Source organism: Polynucleobacter sp. JS-Safj-400b-B2 (assembly GCF_018881975.1).
Taxonomy (GTDB): Bacteria; Pseudomonadota; Gammaproteobacteria; order Burkholderiales; family Burkholderiaceae; genus Polynucleobacter.
This window is the reverse complement of sequence record NZ_JACVPJ010000019.1, coordinates 1-15,709: the sequence shown is the minus strand read 5'-3', so window position 1 is coordinate 15,709 and position 15,709 is coordinate 1. Positions and strand designations below refer to the sequence as shown.

Here is a 15,709-nt window from a genome sequence, read left to right as displayed (position 1 = left end):
AATGGTTTTATTTGGGCTGGGGTTAATTAACCGCCACAACCACCCAAAGTTACTTTTACTTCCTTAACAGCCATACTCCATTTGCCATCGGCTTTTACCAAGGCATACACATTAGAGGTTTGACCCATCTTGATACGAGTAGTAACAAAAGGCTCAGTACCAGCTGGAATATAGAATTGCGCAGCTAAGGCGCTTGGGTTTTTCTCAACCAAGATTGCCATTTGCTCTGCTTTGAGAGTTGTGACAATGCCAACTGGAACTACCGCACCATTTTCTGCAATATCTGGGGCATTCAAGGTAACGGCGCCAGACTTGTCCGGGCTACCTGCACCTAGGATCTTGAATACGTCATCCAAACTCTTACCTTCAAAAGCGGCTTTATTCCACTCTTGAGCTTGGGCTACGCTGATAAGACCCGCAGAAGCCATTAAGCCGAAAACGGCTGAATATTTCAATAAACTGCGTCGCTGCTGATTCATAAAAACTCCTTTATTAATCTCATACTATGAATATTATCTACTTCCCAATACATTCTGGTAATTACTTATTTTCCGCCAGAAAGCACCCAGGTAACCAATGTTTTGCGATCCTCATCTGACAACTGTGACTGTGGCGGCATAGGAATAGCCCCCCAGACTCCTGAACCACCATTCTTAACCTTAGCCATTAATTTATCTAGCGCACCGCTCTGTCCTTGATACTTAGCAGCAATGTCCGCAATCGAGGGTCCTACGAGCTTAGCATTAAGCGCATGACAGGCTGAGCAGTTCTCATTCTTAAATAAGGCTGCAGGACCTTTTGCATTTGAGGAATGAGTGTCAGCGGCATGAGCCAATCCTTCGCCCGAAGAACCGGGCAACTTAGCGATTGGAGGCTTAGTGGAGTCCGAACCACGATATGGACCATACAAGCGATTTTGCTCTGCAATATTGCCGTGCGCATTTCTAGCGAAGTCTGGAAGCGTAGAGCCAATTTGCACAAACTTCACACAATTATTCATGCAAGAAGAGCCATTAACATCCGGCTTGCCGTTAACGCTCCAAAAGCCATGATTACGAGTCATGCCGTTACGGTTGGGCATTTTTTTCTGGACTTCGGCAATGTTGGCATCACTCAATACAAAATCATCCGGGACTATTTCACCCAAGCTGAGAATATATGCAACCAGCGCATAAGTATTGTCTGGAGTAAGTGATCTCGGTGCGTTCCAAGGCATGGCGCGATAGATGTAGTCCCATAAAGTAGAAACCGTAGGGACCTTCATCAAAGTAGTACGCTGAGGCTGCTTACGATCCGACAAAGAGGCAACCCTGCCAGTCTTTACATCATCAACAGTTGTTCCACCAGCAATCGGAGTAAAGATCTCATTTGACTCACCAAAAACACCGTGACAACTAGCGCACTTAGATTCCCAAATGGCTTGACCTTGCTCAACAGAGCCAGATCCCTTTGGTAGGCCTTTAAAGTCTGGGCGCACATCAATATCCCAAGCCATGACTTCTGCAGGAGTTGCATTTCTTCCAATGCCTGGAAACTTGGCGGAGCCCTGTGTACTTTGTGCAAACGAAATCTGGGTAACTAATAGTGCAATACTTAGCAAACTCAAACGAGCAATAAAATTAACCGACTTGTACATTGCTCACCTCACCGTTTGAATCTAATTTCCATGACTGAATTGCATTGTTGTGATAAATCGATCGATTACCCCGCACATCACGCAACACCTTTATCGATGGCTGAATGTAACCAGTGTCGTCCACTGCTCTAGATTGCAATATTGCCGGAGATCCATCCCATACCCAATCAATATTGAAGCGAGTAATAGACTTGGTTTGAATTGGAGTCTCTAAACGAGCAGTACGCCAGTTATTACCACCATCAAAAGAAACATCAACACGCTTAATCTTGCCGCGACCAGACCAAGCCATACCGCTGACGTTGTAGAAGCCCTTATCCAGCAATTGCTGGCCACCTGAAGGTGTAGTAATTACTGATTTGCATTCCTGGATCGATGCATATTGGCGGTGCATACCATCCGGCATCAATTCAATGTAGTGAACAGCTTCATCTTTCGCATTCCAAGGCATATCACCAACCTCTAGGCGACGTAACCACTTCACCCAGCTAACGCCCTGCACACCAGGCACTACCAGGCGCAATGGGAAACCGTTTTCTGGGCGCAACATCTCACCATTCATACTCCAGGCGACGATTGTGTCTTCTAAGCAGCTTTCTAGATTAATGGTGCGGGTCATTCCAGAGCCATCGCCACCTTCAGCAAGCATGAACTTGCCTTTTTTCAAATCTGCGCCGCATTCTTCAAGCAATACTTTAAGGGGTACGCCCGTGAATTCGCAGCAAGAGAGCATGCCATGCGTGTATTGAACTGTTGGCACAGCAACGTTACCCCACTCCAATCCAGTATTGGCGCCACACTCAATAAAGTGCGTACGAGAAACCGAAGGCAATCTCATCAAATCATTCATCGTAAAGACGCGAGCGTTCTTCACCAAACCATTTACCATGAGGCGATGGGTTTCAGGGTTAAGGTTGTACCAACCTTGGTGATGACGCTCAAAGTGCAAACCGTTTGGAGTAATAGTTCCAAACAAACCCTGCAATGGGGTAAATGCAACTGAAGCTGCAGAAACGCGCGTTAAGCCAGGTGATTCACGACGAATGAGATTAGATTCATAAATAGATGGGACGCCATAAGGCATGGTGGCGACGTTCTTACCTAAAGTGGTTTGCCACTCTTGCTTCTCTAAGATTGCTGGGTCACCTTCTCCGGCAGCAAAAGCCATCGGCGCAGCCAAGCCTGCGGCAGCACCACCTACCGCTGATAAAAAGCCTTTACGCAAAAAACCGCGACGACTCTCATCTAGGCCATTGGCATTAATGTCGGCAATTAATTCCTGAGAGATAAAGTGCTCCGGCGCCTTTACAAGGCGAGCTCTATTGGCAGGCTTCTCAACCGCGGAGATATCATCAGCACTCAATTCAATTTGCTTCTTAGTCATTTGACCTCTGCTTAACAAGTTAATCTATAAAAACTTAATGAATACCTTCAGCAATCTTTGCGCAGACTGTCTGGCACATCTCAACGGTTGCGTTATCCGCAATCGAGTAATAAACCGTCACACCCTCTTTTCGCCTCATTAAAATGCCCGCTTTATGAAGGGCTAGTAAATGTCTTGATACATTGGCCTGGCTCGTGCCACACATCTCCACTACCTCAGAGACGGATTTTTCACCACTACAAACTGAGTACATGATGCGCAGTCGTGCGGGCTCAGAAAGAACATTGAAATACGCGGCAACCTGCAAAAAGACCTTCTCCATCTGTTTTGGAGTGAGATTTTTTGTCGCTTTTTGAACCCTGGATTTCACTTAAATCGATGCCTTATATATATGCGTATATGCGCATATATTTGACTCCGCATGGGCTAAATTCGATATAGTGAGATACCCTATATTGCTTAGCAATACAATCAATCCATGGATACAGACGCAATACTTCTCTCGCTAAAGCTTGCACTGTGGACTTTAGCCATCATCATCCCTTTTGGGATCTGGGTGGCATATTCCCTGCTAAGCCTTAATAGAAGCAAGCCTTGGATTGAAGCTGGACTAGCCCTTCCCCTAGTCTTACCGCCAACCGTGCTGGGCTACTACCTACTAGTGGGGCTGGGCGGCAAAAGCATATTTGGAGTCCCTTTGGTGTTTTCCTTTGCGGGAATCCTGATTGCCTCCCTCATAGTGAACCTCCCATTTGCTATTCAGCCCATTCAGCGCGCATTTGAAGCCATCAACCCAGAGATTAGAGAAGCGGCTCAGGTCAGCGGACTCTCGAAATGGCAGATCTTTCGACTAATTGAGCTACCTCTAGCTTGGCGCGGCATTACCAGTGCGGCAGTTTTAACGTTTGCCCATACTCTCGGGGAGTTTGGGGTCGTGCTGATGGTGGGAGGAGCTATTCCAGGGGAAACTAAAACCGTTTCAATCGCAATTTATGACAAGGTTCAAAGCTTTGATACCTCTGGCGCAGGCGCTTTGGCCTCATTACTGCTCGGAATATCCCTCATCGCGATTGCACTTTCCTATGGCGTCTTTGGAAAAGGCTCACAACGCTTAAACCGAGGTAAATCCTGATGTTGAAGCTAAAAATCAGCCAAACCCTTCCAAACCCACTTCAGATCACACTTGAATGTGCGGCAGGTCAATTACATGCCCTAGTTGGCCCATCTGGTAGCGGCAAAACTAGCACCCTGAGAACAATTGCCGGACTTAGTCAAGCTAAGGCCGGAAAAATTGAATGCGATGGTCAAACTTGGTTTGAAGCTAACGAACTAACAGGCGTAATGCAGAACCTGCCGCCAGCACAACGATCTTGTGGATTCTTATTTCAGCAATATGCCCTCTTCCCACATCTTTCTGCTATTGAGAATGTCCTCATCCCCCTGCAGAATTCCTCCAAAAAAGTAGCAGAGCGAAGAGTGATTGCCCAAGATTGGCTGAGCCGTATGGGAATTGCTGAACTAGCCCACCGCTTTCCAAACCAGCTCTCTGGTGGGCAGCAGCAACGTGTGGCACTTGCTCGCGCATTAGCCCGACAACCTAAGATCTTATTGCTTGATGAACCGTTCTCAGCAGTCGATGCGCCAACCCGTCAGAGTCTATATAAAACTCTTGCAGATTTACGCAAGGACTTAAATATTCCTATTTTGCTTGTTACCCATGATTTACGTGAGGCGGATCTACTTGCTGATCGCATTACTGTGATTGACAATGGCATAAGCCTACAAACTGCTGCGCCTCAAGTGCTGTTCCAAAGACCCAGAAACTCACGTGTAGCCGAGTTGGTTGGCATTAATAATATGTTCCATGGAATATTTAATGCGGGCAACCTCTCCTGGGAGGGCTGTAAAAAAACTTTCACCGTAGCCGATAAAGGCAAGATCCCGCCAAACGCACAAGTAGCATGGGTTATTCCGCAAGATGGATTAAGCATTCACAGCACAGCAACTACTAAAAGTATTCCTGCTACGGTTGCAGCAATGAGCAGCTTAGGTCAAATTGCAGTGGTTCAGCTACAAATTCAGAGTAGTACACACAAGCTTGAGTGGGTTGCCTCGTCTTCTGAAGTGAAAAGACTCAACATGGAAGTAGGCAGTAAATTACATATTGAATTAGATGGCAATCAGATTCATATCATGCCATTACGCCCCATCAACGACCCAAGGCGATTTATTGATCGTTAATCTACAGCGAATCAATAAATAAGAAAAATCACCCGAGGGTGGTTTGGTGTCTCCTCCAGCCTCTAACAATCTCGGCATAGAATTTAAGGCTCCAATCTAACATCTATTAGAAAGCCCTGTATTCGCACTTACCCTTGATTACCAATATTTAAAAGGTCTCTCAGCATCTACATCCCCACCCAAAGCTCTCATACCCATATTGCAATGTGGGCAAGTAAGACCGTCCCACTCCAACAGATGATCACTAGAGTGGCAACTGGTACAAACCGGTGGCATGCTAATTTCAGTGTTGATGCTCCCTGGATGAGCTACCGTATATGCATCAATCGTTGAGCAGGTCTTACAAACCATTGCCACCCTCGAAGAGTGAAGCCCAACCTCTTTGCCTATACCGCTAATGCATTCAAACTTACAAGAGCGGCACACAAATTTATATCTAGCCATAATTTAATCCCACTAATTTTTTTTAGATTGAAGCGCCAATTTCTTCATATGGGCATCTTGAATGAGTAATTGCCTTTCTTGATTGGCCACCCCAATAGTGATCTTTCTGGCTATAAGATCGGCATACACACCGTCAATCTTTTTAAAGAAATCCTCGTAAACTGCAGCCTTTTCGGAGCCTAAGCCCTCCAAAGCAATCGGCCGACAGGAATTTGCTTCAGACAAATAGCTCGTTAATGCCTTGGCCTGCTGATCGGTTAATTTATCCGCCGAACTAAAAAGCGCCTTTGCGTGAGAGTTATTTCTGGTAACGGCAATAATCTGGGCATCTACTAACAATGCATCAGCACTTTGATTGCTTCGCATAATGCAATCATTAAGTCGCTTGGCTACAGACCCTGAGTGATCTGGAGCCATTGCTGTCATTGGTAGTGGAGCTTTAGCAATTTGAACTGGATTATTGGGTGCAACATTTGTCGCACATCCACTAAGGAATGCAATTCCTATCAAACTTAATTTAAACATGTTTTTCATTGAGTAGCCCATTAGTTATTGATAGGCAAAATCAGCGCGGCGATTTTCTTTAAACGCCGCCTCTGTCTGATTTGGGTTGGCTGGCTTCTCTTTTCCAAAACTTACCGCCTCTAACTGAGATTCGCTCACGCCTTGAGCAAGTAGCGCTTTCTTAACGGCTTCTGATCGTTTTTGACCTAGCGCAAGGTTGTACTCGGTAGTTCCACGATCATCGGTATTTCCCTGGATGATCACAAAAGCTTTTTGCTTTTGAAATGCCTTTAAGTAAGAAGCATGTGCGGAGATTGTTGAAACATATTTTGGGTCAACGGTATAGCTATCAAATTCAAAATAGATTGAACGCTTGCCATAAACACTAGACTTCGGATCGCTAATAGGATCGTAAGTAGAAGAGTCCCCAGCGTTAACAGTAGCGACGCCGTTGGCGTCATCTAACTTAACGCTACTGCAGGCGGAAATAAATAAAACCAATAATGCCAATGGCAATATTTTTACAAATTTAAACATGATGAGATTTCCCATGTATGACTACAAGTAAGTAGCCAAATAGCAAAGGGACATGCCTCTAAAGCACGTCCTACCTAAAAAATATTAGGCCTGGGCCTTGGGTGGCTTAAATGCTGAATCGGGAAAGTTTTGCGTAAATAAAACATCGTTTGCCAAGGTAAATTTAAGGGCACTTAGCGGTGGATGAAAAATAGCAATTTGGATCTCGCTAATATTTGCCGTTACATGGCTCATTAAAAAAAGTGTGCGAGATTCCTGTTGACCATCATTAGTATCATTGCTTACATGACTATGGTCAGAAATAAAAGTGGAAAATGATGTTTGATGCATTTGAGCACGCTCAATAGCAGCATCGATAAAAACGCTGCCAGCCGCAACCTTGAATGAAATCAAGAAAAGGCAAATAAGAATCACGAGAGATCTATTTCGGGATCGCATGGCGCGATTTTATACCTAAAAAGAATTGGCCTATAAAGATTTACCTCTGAAAACTACTTAATCCTGCGTTTTAGACCGCTTAGGTTCAATCCGATGAAGATAAAAGCCAACCAATAAGTTAGCTTTTATCCGCAAAGATGAAACAAAACTTATTTACAACAACCGCCACCGCCACAAGAAGAATCGGTGCCGCAAGTATTAATTCCTAAAAGTGGGTACGCTGGGCAAAATCTAAATAGCCCTGTTGCAAGCGGCACCACACCAATCCAACCCCACACACCAACAGTTCCCGTTACAGCCAGACCAATTAATACCAGACCAACCACCATACGTAACATACGATCAACACTACCGACATTGCATTTCATATTAAGACCCCTTTAGGTTATTTACTGCAGTAATTTTGATACAACACATCCATTACAGCTAAAGCTACATGACTCGAAAGAGAGTAATAAATTTGCTTACCCTCCCTTCTAGTCTCCACCAGCTCTTCATTGCGCAATACCGTTAATTGCTGCGAAAGAGTTGGCTGGTGAATATCAAGACATTCCTCAAGCTCACTTACACATTTTTCACCCTGGCCAATCTGACAAAGCAACATCATGCGATCTCGATTGGAGAGAACCTTCATTAAACGGCAAGCATCATCTGCTGATGCTTGCATCTGTTTAAGGTTGATGTTGATATCGAGTGCGTTCATGTTGAAATAATTAATTTAATGGCAAACCGACCAAAGGACGACCGTCAAGAGTCCAAAGATATAGGGAGCCGTCATATAACTTAGTTGATTTATTGCCCACTAATTCAGACATGACAAACCAGCCGCCAGCTGCCAAATGGCCAGTATTGCAATACGCAATAGTTGGTCCTTTGATGCTTAAACCATTAGCCGCCATTAATGCGTCATAAGTATTTTTCTGCCAGAAATACAATGCACCATTACTTGGCTTTGCCAATAATTCGGGCGCCAATTCTTTTGAACCAGCAATATGGCCAAAAGTCACAACATCTGGACGTTTTGTAAGGCCCAAATATTGAGCAGGCTGACGGGCATCCAATAGCTGCGGCTTACCCGCTTTAGAAGCAGCAGCCACATCATCCGAACTGGCAATCAAGTCCTTGCGATAGGCCTTTGATGTCCAGTTGCCAGCAGTTTTTTGCGAACTGGCTGTAGTAAATTCACGCCCTTCGCTTAACCAACCGGCAATACCACCATCCAATACGGCAACTTGGTCTTCGCCATACACCTTAAACGACCAATAGGTTCTTAGGGCTTCATCAATATCAGACATGTCTTGTCCAATAGGCACGAGAATAATTGGCTTATCAAAATTGATACCCAAAGATTGAACCAACTTCTCAAAGTCCGCTTTTTCTGGAATCAGAAACTTAATTTTTTTACCATCTACGAGACGTTCTACGCGCACTTTTTTGAAGTCTAGGAGAGAGGAATTCGTAATATGGCCACCGACTTCTACCAAGAATTTTTTGCCTGTTTTTTTGTCAGTATCAAATTCTGGGTTCCTGAGGTAGCTTGCCAAATCAGTTCTGACCTCGATGATCTGGACTTCAGACATATTATTAGTCAGCCAATCAGCGCTCACAACAGGGCCAGGCAAATTAATTGCGTGAGCTAAAGTTGTCAATGCTGCTAACGTAATTACTAAAAACCATTGGATCTTTTTCATTTCCACTCCTCTATGAATTTACAACTGATAAATGCTCAGAAAGACGCTCCATCAAATCTATCTTGCACTCCGTTAATACGTGATGCTTTCTTGAATTCAGGACCAACTCTCGATTGCCTCGCTCAGCCGTTAGTTGTGCAATCTTTTGATCTCGCCCCAAAATCAATTCTTCAATCTCAACAGCAAATAACTGAATCAATGCGCCCACCCACTTAGCAACTGGAGCCATGCGACCCATAACTACCATCCGAAATTCTCCAAGGGACTTAATGGCAAGCTTTGATTCAGCCATTTCCTCGCCAGTTACCCACTGATTGGTGGTAAATAGACGCACCGGCAAACCTCGTTGATTCAAGGCAATAGCAATTAGATGATGAAACGTATTACTTTCTCGTTTAATTACATGAAAGTGCCCATGCTCCTCATGAGGCATTTCATCAGCGGAATGGGCGTGGTAATAAAACTCATACCCACTTTGCTCATCAGCCAAATCATTATTTGGATAATGCTGCCACTCCATAAAATCTCTTGCACCGCCTAAAGCAGCCTCATTCAGAGTGCGGCCAGTGTCGGCATAACGCATCTGAATACTTGCCAGCTCTTGAGCAGCTAGCCAGAGATTAGATTGGGTAAGCATTTTTGAAAATTACTCTGCAGCTTTACGCTTTTTGGGGCCGCAAGGATTTGCAGGTCCACATGGGTTTGCTGCCCTCTTCTTAGCTGGGCCACAAGGATTGGTAGCTTCTTTTTTAGGGCCACAGGGATTCTTTTGCTCCGCACTTGCCGGATTCGCAGGGGCGTCTGCCGAATGGGCGAGTGGAGCTGATGCTAGACCAGCTAAGGCCATTGCCAATGCAGCTACTGTAGATTTTTTAGACATATCTTTCCTTTTGAAAAATTAAACTTGTGAACTCATGGGGCCTTTAGATTTCTTTTCCATCCAAGAACCGAAGATAAATACACCGACTGCAGCAACGATCATGCCAATATCAATAGATAAGCCTGAGATATTGAAAGCATCAGGCAATGCATCTGCTTTTGCATACTCACCTAAGGTCGTTACGAACTCGATAGTTGGGTAAATTCCAGCAAATAGCACCGTACCAAGCAATAAACCAAGTAGAAATATCGCCGCATCAATGCGTCCAGACATCAACCCCACCACAGAGGTGCCCGGACAATAGCCGCCAATAGCAAAACCAGCTCCAACCAAAGCCCCGCCCAAGGCAGCAGCCCCCAGAAATGCCGGCGGCACGAATAAACTGCCAGCATCAACAAACCCAAATCGTTCCAAAATCAATAGCCCCACAGCCGCAAAAACAATGGCAGTGAACATCACCTTAAACACAGACCAATCAGTTAAGCGAAATTGACCAGTTAATTTATTTGGATTACCAAAACCGGCACGCTCCAATACAAAACCAAATCCAGCCCCTAATAGGAGCCCTGAAAGAATTTCACTCATCTTATTTCTCCTCTTTCAAGAAAAGGCTTGTCAATAAACCTACTGCAAAGAATGTCCCCAGGAATGTAAATCCAGACAAACTTAGCACCGCGGCACCAGATAAGCCTAAACCGCTAGTACATCCTGCTGCAACCCTTGCGCCAAAGCCTGCAAGCATGCCACCAAAAAGAGCTGTCCATGGACGCTTAGATCCGCCTAAAAACTTTGCGCCATCCATCTTGAATTGAATTCTGTGCGCAAAAAATGCAGATGCAAGTGCTCCAAGAGCTACGCCCATGACTTGCCAAGTAATCCATGCATTTAATGGCTTACCTTCTTCAATCATTCCACCCAAGTAATCATTTGCATTTGTTGCAACAGGTGCGACATACATTCCAACCCATGCAGTTAAGCGAGTAGTAAATCCTGTTGCCCCAAGTCCATGCCCAGTGACCACAAATGTAGCCAATAGAACCATTCCAAGAAGAATCCCCGCCAATAAAGGATTCATATAAGGGGCCGGTATAGCCCGCTCTACTTTGTTAACCATTTTTAGCCACATCATTTAAGGTTTTAATAATATATTAAGTTATATATTATTTACTTAGATTTGGTATTTCAAGCCCGCCAGTACCGATAAAAGGGGTCAAATTTGATCCAAATCAATAAATAGTAGATTCAGATCTTTATGGTTTGGACATCTGCAATCAAGATTTTAATAAATGACCCTCAATTACAGATGGATGCTACCAATTAATAGCGCGCATCTTTGGGCTTGCCGCCATTAGGCCAGTCCTTATCCTTACCAATAAAGTCTGGGCGAGCCATATGAGCAAAGTACTCAGCAACATCAAGAGCCTCTTGATCGCCTAAACTACCTCCCTGCCCTAAAGGAAATTTGATGTTGTGACCCATCGGCATGTTTTGCTTGATAAATGCCGCAGCAGTAAAGGTGCGCGCCATTCCAGCACCTAAATTGAAGGACTCATCACCCCACACCATTGGAAACACATACCGACCATCAGATTGTTTTACGCCTTCTCCATTAGACCCATGGCAAACAGCACATTGCGCTTGGTAAATCACCCTGCCATTTTCAATATTTGGGATTAGCGTTTTATCAATTTTCCCAATACCTCTTCCTGGAATCTGCTCATCCTTTTTATAAGGCCCGTTAACCCACTTCATGTAGGCGACCATTGCCTTCATTTCAGACGAATCCTTTTCTAACGCCTTACCGTTCATCGATCGTTTAAAGCATCCATTAATTCGATCCTCAAGATCAATGATTTTTCCCGCGCGTGGGGCATAAGCAGGAAACTGTGCCGCTACACCAACAAATGGGGATGCATTAGCTACAGTTCCAGCATTGGTATGGCAGCTACTGCAGTTAAGGCTGTTGCCAACGTGATCAGGAAGCAAAGTACCCGTCTCTGCCATTAGGCGCATACCGTAAACCAGCTGCCCTGAGTTTGATTTTTCTAGCATATTTGAAAATCGAGGCGTTACAAATTTAGAGCTATCTTGTGAAGTTAAATTTAGCTGTGCCCGAACTGCCTTAACCTGATTAATTGAAACCTCAGATGCAGAATTCCCCCATGAAGAACGTATGAAGGTAATAATTCCCGCCAACTCCTCATCTCCGAGTGAACCATATTCAGGCATACCAACGATGCGATGGTTTGTTTTTGTTGCCGCAGATTTCCAACCGCTCAAAACAACGTGAATTACTGAAGTTGGATCGTCAGAAAGAATTGATTTGTTACCAGCCAAAGGAGGAAATATCTTTGAAACCCCTTTCCCGTCATTTCGATGACAGGTGGAACAAAATTGCACATAAGCCAAACCATTTTTAGACTTATATAGCTGCGATTTTTCCAAAGCTATTATTGGCTGGGCCTGATTGCTCTCGTCTAGACTCAGTGATTTAAGATACACAGCAATTGCAGTAAGATCTTCATCGGTGAAATGTTGTGTGCTTAAACCAATGACTTCAGTCATTGTTCCATATGCGGTTGCATGTTGATTTCTACCAGTTTTCAGGAACGCTACGATTTCTGGTGGCGTCCATAAATTACGGAGATTCACTGCATGCCAACTATCAACCGTAGATCCAGACAAAAAATACCTACCATTTGATCCGGCCTGACTCATTGCCTTTTCTTGGAACAAAAGGCCTCTAGGGGTATGACACGACCCACAATGACCCATGCCTTGAACAATATATGCGCCACGATTCCATTGTTGGGTTTGACTTGCCTCTAGCTGATAAGGCTTACTGCCGCCAAAGAGAATATTCCAAAAGCTTAGGCCCCAACGCATGTTGTATGGCCATTTCATCTGACTTTGGATATTTACTTTTTCTACGGGCAATACACCATGCATTAGATACTGATAGAGTGACTGCATATCCTCGACAGACATTTTTGAATAGGATGGGTACGGCATAGCGGGATATAAATTATGTCCGTCAGCAGTAACACCCCTTCTCATAGCCTTATCGAATTGTTCAAAACTATACCCGCCAATTCCAGTCTTTTTATCAGGCGTAATGTTTGTTGAATACAATGCGCCGAAAGGTGTTTTTAACTCCAAGCCACCGGCCATTACTTTGCCACCCTTTTCGGTATGACATGCAACACAGTCGCCAAGGTGCGATAAATATTCACCCCGCTTTATGGAAGACTCTGTTGAGCTCGAATTGTCCACTGCGAAGGAGAAAAAACTATGGCTAAATGCAACACAAAAAATAATAGTCTTAAAGAATCGCATCATATAGCCCTGAGTATCTCAATCGCAATGAGTCCAATTGCTCTTTACCCACTCAGTATGGGGTAAACCCATATCGGCAACTTGACATAGATCAAATCTAGTTTGTTTTTAAGTCTCAAGATAGCAAATTGAAAATAAACTCATGCACAATTACAAGGTCCGTTGAAATCCTTGGGAATGATGATTTATTCCCAACATGGGTCGCGCTATTCCACCAATTGAGTCTTTCTGATTTTGATAATGAACATGACATCTACACTATTTATACGCACCTCAAAGTACATCGCGTACTTATGCATGATCATGCCAACTCTTTCGTTTGCCTTAGACGGTGAAACGATCATGGTTCATGGTGGAGCAAATCCTGCTGCGATGCCCTGTATTAGTTGCCATGCCCCAGATGGCAAAGGCATGCCATCAGCGGGATTTCCACGGCTCGCAGGATTACCTGCAGCGTATATTGAAAAGCAACTATATGACTTTAAGTCAGGCAGTCGAAAAAATCCTCTGATGCAAGGCATTTCTTCAGCACTAACAAACGAGGAAATTATTGCAGTGGCTAATGCTTACTCCAAGAGACCAAAAGTTAATGTAAATACTAAACAAACCGGACTCCCCGTTCCCGGTACTGGCGCATGGATTGCTCTGCGTGGCGAATGGAGTAAAAATATTCCTGAATGCACTTTATGTCATGGTCCAGACGGCGTTGGTGTTGGTGATTCTTTCCCTCCATTGGCCGGTCAATCTCCGTTGTACCTAGAAAATCAACTTAAGGCCTGGAAGGCAGAAAAGCCCACTGCTGCCAATAAAAAGGGGGTACCACCTACGAGAAGCAATGATCCCAATGGGTTAATGCAACATATAGCCGCCAGCCTTACTGATGCGCAAATTAAAGCTGTTTCGGAGTACTTTGGAAATTTGGGCGATGCAACAGAACCTTTTGATGAATCCCAGCACAGGCTCAGGTAATTTAAGGACATCGCATGAATAAAAATACAACCATGAAAATCTCAACTAGTAGTTTAGTAGCCTTATGCCTGCTCCTTAGCTCGCCAGGTACGTTTGCAGTGGATAAATCAAAACTAGAGGATCAATCCCAAATTCCCTCAAATACCCACAAGGTTGGAAAAACACAATACTTCATTCCCCCATCAGACTCCGAATTACAAAATAATGCCTTTGGCGAATTAGTTCGGCGCGGAGAGGCTATCTTTGTAAATACAAAAGCACTGGCACCCCAATTCGTTGGCAATGAGATGAATTGCGTGAATTGTCATATTGATAGAGGGCGTCTTGCAAATTCTTCGCCAATGTGGGCTGCGTATCCTATGTATCCTGCTTACCGCAAGAAAAATAATAAAGTGAATACCTATGCCGAGAGGCTTCAAGGCTGCTTTACCTTCAGTATGAACGGAACTCCGCCGCCAGCTGATAGTGAAGTTATCTTAGCCCTAACGGCTTATTCTTATTGGCTATCGACTGGTGCGCCCGTTGGAAAAGCACTCCCCGGACGAGGTTTCGATGAACCTCCTCCCCCTAAAGGTGGTTATGACATTGCTCGTGGAAAAGTGGTTTATGAAAAGCAATGCCAAATCTGCCACGGATCAAACGGCGAAGGACAAAAAGTGGGAGCAACCTATGTTTTCCCTCCTCTCTGGGGTAAGAATTCTTATAACTGGGGAGCAGGCATGCATCGCATCAATACTGCGGCTGGATTCATACAACACAATATGCCTTTAGGTCGAGGCGAAACCTTAAGCGACGTGGAGTCCTGGGATGTTGCTGCTTTTATAAATATGCATGAACGCCCCCAAGACCCACGCATAATTGATGGGGATATTGAAAAAACTCGCAAAAGATTTCATGCTGATGATGGCGTAAACCTTTATGGCTCGGTTGTTGACGGTGTACTTATAGGTAAAGGTGTTAAATAGTCTTCATTTCTAGCATCGTAAAAAAGGGAGCCTAGGCTCCCTTTTTAATATCTAAGAATAAGCAAGTTTTAAAACTCACCCTTTACTGTTGTTAATCCAAGAGCGTCCCAGTCCAACATACCGCCGCGATAGTAGTAGATCTTGGTTGCAGGGAAGCCATCACGAGTCATGGCAGCCATTGCCATTGGGCTTTGTGGGCAAACAGGGCCGTTACAGAATGCATAAACCTTCTTTGCTTTGGAGCAATCCCATTTAGTTGAGCCTGCCGCAGGCTTTTTACAACCCAACTCGTCCATACGCATTGCTACCTCTGTGTAAGGAATGCCTATTGACCCAGGAATAGTACCTTTTACGCGATCATCCACTACGCGCATATCTACCACGAGCGAGTCTTTGTCATTCAAGGCATTGAGAACATCAATCTCATCAACCGGGGTAACACCCTTAATTGGGATTAATGGCTGTAACCAACCTTTATTTTTGGCGCAAGGCGTCATTACGCGAGTAATTTCAATTGGACCCTTAGATGTCTTAACAACAAAATTAGTAGACTTATCTGCGTATTTCAGCGATCGTGACCGCCCGTTTCAGATTGATCGTGACCGGCTAGGTTCTGGTATTTGAAGGTTCGTTTATTGTAGTTTAGCGGTCACGATACCTTCGGTTTTTTACCTATTTCCGTCG

Annotated in this window: 20 protein-coding genes; 4 read left to right on the top strand and 16 right to left on the bottom strand. The window is 44.4% G+C overall.

The features are described from left to right. Positions 1-26: 26 nt before the first annotated feature. From soxY to ICN48_RS12775, 4 genes are all read right to left on the bottom strand, one after another. The gene (gene soxY, locus ICN48_RS12790) at positions 27-479 is read right to left on the bottom strand and encodes a thiosulfate oxidation carrier protein SoxY (RefSeq protein ID WP_216154065.1); all 453 of its coding nucleotides are present in this window, start codon (positions 477-479) and stop codon (positions 27-29) included. Positions 480-544: 65 nt separating this feature from the next. Then, entirely contained in the window at positions 545-1,636 is a 1,092-nt protein-coding gene (locus ICN48_RS12785) for a c-type cytochrome (protein WP_216154064.1), read from the bottom strand. Further along, the gene (soxC, locus tag ICN48_RS12780; RefSeq protein ID WP_216154063.1) at positions 1,620-3,020 is read right to left on the bottom strand and encodes a sulfite dehydrogenase; all 1,401 of its coding nucleotides are present in this window, start codon (positions 3,018-3,020) and stop codon (positions 1,620-1,622) included. Before soxC ends, ICN48_RS12785 begins: the two co-directional genes overlap by 17 nt. Positions 3,021-3,054: 34 nt before the next feature. Then, a complete protein-coding gene (locus ICN48_RS12775; RefSeq protein WP_216154062.1) occupies positions 3,055-3,390 on the bottom strand; it encodes a metalloregulator ArsR/SmtB family transcription factor in 336 nt (111 codons plus the stop codon). A gap of 108 nt (positions 3,391-3,498) precedes the next feature. Here ICN48_RS12775 and modB point away from each other — a divergent pair, with 108 nt between their 5' ends. Then, positions 3,499-4,152, top strand: a complete 654-nt coding sequence (gene modB / locus ICN48_RS12770; protein WP_216154061.1) for a molybdate ABC transporter permease subunit — start codon at positions 3,499-3,501, stop codon at positions 4,150-4,152. After that, positions 4,152-5,261: an ABC transporter ATP-binding protein gene (locus tag ICN48_RS12765; RefSeq protein WP_216154060.1), complete on the top strand. Its 1,110-nt coding sequence runs from the start codon at positions 4,152-4,154 to the stop codon at positions 5,259-5,261. Before modB ends, ICN48_RS12765 begins: the two co-directional genes overlap by 1 nt. Positions 5,262-5,717: 456 nt before the next feature. Here ICN48_RS12765 and ICN48_RS12760 read toward each other — a convergent pair whose 3' ends face one another. The 11 genes from ICN48_RS12760 to ICN48_RS12710 all read right to left on the bottom strand — a co-directional run bounded on the left by ICN48_RS12760 (position 5,718) and on the right by ICN48_RS12710 (position 13,094). Further along, entirely contained in the window at positions 5,718-6,239 is a 522-nt protein-coding gene (locus ICN48_RS12760) for a hypothetical protein (RefSeq protein WP_216154059.1), read from the bottom strand. A 15-nt stretch (positions 6,240-6,254) separates the two neighbouring features. Next, complete coding sequence (gene pal / locus ICN48_RS12755; protein WP_216154058.1) at positions 6,255-6,746, bottom strand: peptidoglycan-associated lipoprotein Pal; 492 nt, start codon at positions 6,744-6,746, stop codon at positions 6,255-6,257. Positions 6,747-6,830: 84 nt separating this feature from the next. After that, on the bottom strand, positions 6,831-7,160 hold the full coding sequence (locus tag ICN48_RS12750) for a hypothetical protein (RefSeq protein WP_216154057.1): 330 nt from the start codon (positions 7,158-7,160) through the stop codon (positions 6,831-6,833). A gap of 173 nt (positions 7,161-7,333) precedes the next feature. Beyond that, positions 7,334-7,552 carry a DUF2892 domain-containing protein gene (locus tag ICN48_RS12745; RefSeq protein WP_215363329.1) on the bottom strand — a complete coding sequence of 73 codons (219 nt, stop codon included), beginning with the start codon at positions 7,550-7,552 and terminating at the stop codon, positions 7,334-7,336. Positions 7,553-7,569: 17 nt separating this feature from the next. Beyond that, on the bottom strand, positions 7,570-7,887 hold the full coding sequence (locus ICN48_RS12740) for a metalloregulator ArsR/SmtB family transcription factor (RefSeq protein ID WP_216154056.1): 318 nt from the start codon (positions 7,885-7,887) through the stop codon (positions 7,570-7,572). Positions 7,888-7,897: 10 nt separating this feature from the next. Continuing rightward, the gene (locus ICN48_RS12735) at positions 7,898-8,875 is read right to left on the bottom strand and encodes a sulfurtransferase (RefSeq protein ID WP_216154055.1); all 978 of its coding nucleotides are present in this window, start codon (positions 8,873-8,875) and stop codon (positions 7,898-7,900) included. A 10-nt stretch (positions 8,876-8,885) separates the two neighbouring features. After that, on the bottom strand, positions 8,886-9,512 hold the full coding sequence (locus ICN48_RS12730) for a hypothetical protein (RefSeq protein WP_216154054.1): 627 nt from the start codon (positions 9,510-9,512) through the stop codon (positions 8,886-8,888). Between the two features lie 9 nt (positions 9,513-9,521). Continuing rightward, the gene (locus ICN48_RS12725; protein ID WP_216154053.1) at positions 9,522-9,755 is read right to left on the bottom strand and encodes a hypothetical protein; all 234 of its coding nucleotides are present in this window, start codon (positions 9,753-9,755) and stop codon (positions 9,522-9,524) included. Between the two features lie 18 nt (positions 9,756-9,773). After that, a complete protein-coding gene (locus ICN48_RS12720; RefSeq protein ID WP_216154052.1) occupies positions 9,774-10,340 on the bottom strand; it encodes a YeeE/YedE thiosulfate transporter family protein in 567 nt (188 codons plus the stop codon). 1 nt (position 10,341) lies between these two features. After that, positions 10,342-10,884 (bottom strand): YeeE/YedE thiosulfate transporter family protein, encoded by a 543-nt coding sequence (locus ICN48_RS12715; protein WP_255539571.1) that lies wholly within the window; start codon positions 10,882-10,884, stop codon positions 10,342-10,344. Between the two features lie 188 nt (positions 10,885-11,072). Next, the gene (locus tag ICN48_RS12710; protein WP_255539570.1) at positions 11,073-13,094 is read right to left on the bottom strand and encodes a c-type cytochrome; all 2,022 of its coding nucleotides are present in this window, start codon (positions 13,092-13,094) and stop codon (positions 11,073-11,075) included. 243 nt (positions 13,095-13,337) lie between these two features. Between ICN48_RS12710 and ICN48_RS12705 the strand changes: the two genes are divergently transcribed. Continuing rightward, complete coding sequence (locus ICN48_RS12705; protein ID WP_255539569.1) at positions 13,338-14,060, top strand: cytochrome c; 723 nt, start codon at positions 13,338-13,340, stop codon at positions 14,058-14,060. A gap of 14 nt (positions 14,061-14,074) precedes the next feature. Continuing rightward, positions 14,075-15,025 (top strand): c-type cytochrome, encoded by a 951-nt coding sequence (locus tag ICN48_RS12700; protein WP_255539568.1) that lies wholly within the window; start codon positions 14,075-14,077, stop codon positions 15,023-15,025. Between the two features lie 68 nt (positions 15,026-15,093). On the opposite strand, the gene ICN48_RS12695 is transcribed toward ICN48_RS12700, so the two are convergent. Next, positions 15,094-15,522: a rhodanese-like domain-containing protein gene (locus ICN48_RS12695; RefSeq protein ID WP_216154051.1), complete on the bottom strand. Its 429-nt coding sequence runs from the start codon at positions 15,520-15,522 to the stop codon at positions 15,094-15,096. Positions 15,523-15,709: the final 187 nt, after the last annotated feature.